The 3,928-nt window shown below is 59.8% G+C and carries 3 protein-coding genes; all 3 read left to right on the top strand.

Annotated features, from left to right (window positions below; translation table 11 throughout):
• Window positions 1-431, top strand: a 431-nt coding sequence (locus tag DOU50_RS00970; protein WP_148768542.1) for an MFS transporter, incomplete at its 5' end; no start/stop codon positions are given.
• Between the two features lie 73 nt (window positions 432-504).
• Window positions 505-1,959: an AMP nucleosidase gene (locus DOU50_RS00965; protein ID WP_045908120.1), complete on the top strand. Its 1,455-nt coding sequence runs from the start codon at window positions 505-507 to the stop codon at window positions 1,957-1,959.
• A gap of 18 nt (window positions 1,960-1,977) precedes the next feature.
• Window positions 1,978-3,744 carry an aminopeptidase P family protein gene (locus DOU50_RS00960; protein ID WP_148768541.1) on the top strand — a complete coding sequence of 589 codons (1,767 nt, stop codon included), beginning with the start codon at window positions 1,978-1,980 and terminating at the stop codon, window positions 3,742-3,744.
• The last annotated feature ends 184 nt before the right edge of the window (window positions 3,745-3,928 follow it).

Genomic DNA, 3,928 nt, shown 5'->3' with positions numbered 1-3,928 from the left:
GCGGGATCAGCTGCCTGACGATACCCTGCTTCGCCTGGCTGGCGGACCGGTTTGGCCGCCGTCGCGTCTACATCACCGGCGCGCTGATTGGGAGCCTCAGCGCCTGGCCATTCTTTATGGCGCTGGAGGCGCAGTCGATCTTCTGGATTGTCTTCTTTGCCATCATGCTCGCGAACATCGCTCACGATATGGTGGTCTGCGTACAGCAGCCGATGTTTACCGAACTGTTCGGCGCCAGCTACCGCTACAGCGGCGCGGGCGTGGGTTACCAGGTCGCAAGCGTGGTCGGCGGCGGGTTTACGCCGTTTATTGCCGCCGCGCTGGTGACCTTCTCCGGCGGAAACTGGCACAGCGTGGCGATTTATCTGCTGGCCGGTTGCCTGCTGTCGGCGGCAACGGCGCTACTCATGAAAGAGACGAGCCACCGCTGATCTCACTTTTGTTTCACAGGCGTGTGACATACTATCGGGTAGAGTCGCACACCTGTGGAACAAGGAGACAGAGATGAATAATAAGGGCTCCAGCCTGACCCCGGCTCAGGCGCTGGAAAAACTCGACGCGCTGTACGAACAGTCCGTCAACGCGCTGCGCAGCGCCATCAGCGAATATATTGAAACAGGGAAACTTCCCGACGAAAAGGCCAGAACCGAGGGCCTTTTTGTTTATCCATCGCTCTCTGTGACCTGGGACGGCAGCGCCAGCACGACACCGAAAACCCGCGCCTACGCCCGTTTTACCCACTCCGGCTGCTACAGTACCACCGTTACCCGCCCGGCACTGTTCCGCCCGTACCTCGAAGAACAGCTGACGCTGCTGTATCAGGATTACGGCGCGCACATTCACGTTGAACCCTCGCAGCATGAAATCCCTTATCCGTACGTGATAGACGGCTCGGCGCTAACGCTGGATCGCTCAATGAGCGCGGGGCTGACCCGCCACTTCCCGACGACGGAGCTTTCACAGATTGGCGATGAGACGGCCGATGGGATCTATCACCCGGCAGAATTTTCTCCCCTGTCGCACTTTGACGCCCGCCGGGTCGATTTCTCCCTGGCGCGACTGCGCCACTACACCGGCACGCCCGTCGAACATTTCCAGCCGTTCGTCCTCTTTACCAACTACACCCGCTACGTTGACGAGTTTGTCCGCTGGGGCTGCAGCCAGATCCTCGACCCGGAAAGCCCCTATATCGCGCTGTCCTGCGCGGGCGGGATCTGGATCACCGCGGAGACCGAAGCGCCCGAGCAGGCTATCTCCGACCTGGCATGGAAAAAGCACCAGATGCCCGCCTGGCACCTGATCACCGCCGACGGTCAGGGCATCACGCTGATTAACATTGGCGTAGGCCCGTCAAATGCCAAGACCATCTGCGACCATCTGGCGGTGCTGCGTCCGGACGTGTGGCTGATGATCGGCCACTGCGGCGGCCTGCGTGAAAGCCAGCTGATTGGCGACTACGTGCTGGCCCACGCCTATCTGCGTGATGACCACGTGCTGGATGCGGTGCTGCCGCCGGATATCCCAATCCCGAGCATCGCCGAAGTGCAGCGTGCGCTGTATGACGCGACCAAAGAGGTCAGCGGCATGCCGGGTGAAGAAGTTAAGCAGCGCCTGCGCACCGGTACGGTCGTCACGACGGATGACCGCAACTGGGAGCTGCGTTACTCCGCCTCCGCGCTGCGGTTCAACCTGAGCCGCGCGGTGGCAATTGATATGGAGAGCGCCACCATCGCCGCGCAGGGGTATCGCTTCCGCGTTCCCTACGGCACCCTGCTGTGCGTCTCAGATAAGCCGCTGCACGGCGAAATTAAGCTGCCGGGGCAGGCCAACCGCTTCTATGAGGGGGCTATCTCAGAGCATCTGCAGATTGGTATTCGCGCCATTGACCTGCTGCGGGCGGAAGGTGACAGGCTCCATTCCCGCAAGCTGCGCACCTTCAACGAGCCGCCGTTCCGCTAATAACGATAAGGAATAACCATGTCCAGCACATCTCCGCTCTCTGCCCTGCGCCACTGGCTCGAGGCCAGCCATCTCGACGGGATGATCGTCCCGCGTGCGGATGCCTGGCAGAGCGAATACTGCGCGCCATACGACGAAAAGCTGGCCTGGCTGACGGGCTTTGACGGTTCGGCCGGCGTGGCGCTGGTGCTGAAAAACAAAGCGCTGCTGTTCGTCGACGGGCGCTATCAGGTTCAGGCTCGCGTTCAGGTCAATACGGATGAGGTTGAGATCCACCATCTGCACAACGAGCCGCTGGCAGAATGGCTGGCGGAAAACGTGGAGGCCGGGACGCGCATCGGTTTTGATCCGCTGCTGATGACCAACTCGGAGTTTGAGCAACTGTCTGCCACGCCGTGCGAGCTGGTTCCTCTGAAGGCCTCGCCGTTTGACGCCCTATGGACTGACCGCCCTGCCGCACCGGCGGGGCTTATCCGGGAAATGCCGGTTGAATACAGCGGTGAAAGCAGCACTGATAAACGTCAGCGCGTCGCCGCGGTGCTGGCTGCAAGCAATGTCGATTATCTGGCCGTTACGCTGCCGGATAACATTGCCTGGCTGCTGAACGTGCGTGGTGCGGATATCCCTTACAGCCCGGTACCGCTCTCCTTTGCTCTTCTGGGCCGTGACGGTCACGTTGAGTGGTTTGTTAACGACAATAAGCTCAGCGCCCTGCCAGCAGAGGTACGCAATGCGTTTACCATTGCGCCGCAGGACGCTTTTATCGAACGCTGTCAGCAGATTGCTGCAGGCAAACGGGTGATGATTGATGCCGATTCCGCGCCGGTGGCTCTGCGCTTCGCCATTGAGCCACGGGGAGAAATTGTCTGGCGGACTGACCCCATCACCCTGATAAAGGCCACCAAAAACCCGGTCGAGCTGGCAGGTTATCGCGAGTGTCATCACCAGGACGGTGCCGCCTGGGTCAACTTCCTGGCCTGGCTGAGCCGCGAAGTGCCGCTGCGCGAGGCGGCAGGGAATCCGCTAACAGAGCTGGAGGTTCAGGCGCAGCAGCTTGCGTTCCGTCAACAGCAGCCTGGGTTCATCGAGCAGAGTTTTGCAACCATCTCCGCCTCTTCGAGCAATGCGGCAATGTGTCACTACCATTCGAGCGAGGCCAGCAATAAGCCCATCGGCCATAACCATTTTTACCTGAACGATTCTGGCGGCCAGTATGTGAATGGCACCACCGACGCTACGCGCACGCTGGCATGGGGTAAGGTCGATCCGCAGCAGCGCCTTCACTACACCGCCGTGCTGAGAGGCTTCCTGTCGCTGATTACCCTGCAGTTCCCTTCCGGGACTCAGGGGCATCAGCTGGATGCCTTCGCGCGTCGTCCGCTGTGGGAAATGGGGCTGGATTACGATCACGGCACGGGACATGGCGTGGGACACCAGTTGCTGATCCATGAGAACCCGCATCGCATCGCCAAAAAGGTCAACCCGTGGCCGCTGGTGGCGGGCAATATAATGACGATTGAACCGGGCTACTATCTGGGCGACAGCCACGGTATTCGTATTGAAAACCAGGTGGAGATTGTGGATAGCCGTCCAGGATTCTGCAGGTTTGCCTCGCTGACGCTGATCCCGATCGACTTAAGTCAGGTTGAGCTGCATTTGCTGAGTGAGCAGGAGAAGCAGTGGCTGGATGCGTATCACCAGCAGGTACGCGAGGCGCTTTCACCTCTGGTGAACAGCGATGCGCGTCCGTGGCTGATTGAGGCGACGGCGCCGATTAGTTTGTAATTTCGTGCGGTCTGGTGCCCTCACCCCAACCCTCTCCCACGGGAGAGGGTGCACACACTAAAAACGGCAACAAGGTTGCCGTTTTGCATTTACCTTGCGCAGAAAAGCAAAAAGCCTGCTTTAAAAGCAGGCTTTTCAAATTTGGCTCCTCTGACTGGACTCGAACCAGTGACATACGGATTAA

Source organism: Enterobacter sp. C6 (genome assembly GCF_008122455.1).
Classification (GTDB): domain Bacteria; phylum Pseudomonadota; class Gammaproteobacteria; order Enterobacterales; family Enterobacteriaceae; genus Enterobacter; species Enterobacter pseudoroggenkampii.
Note: the sequence above shows the minus strand (reverse complement) of the source record. Positions and strands in the feature narration are given on the sequence as shown.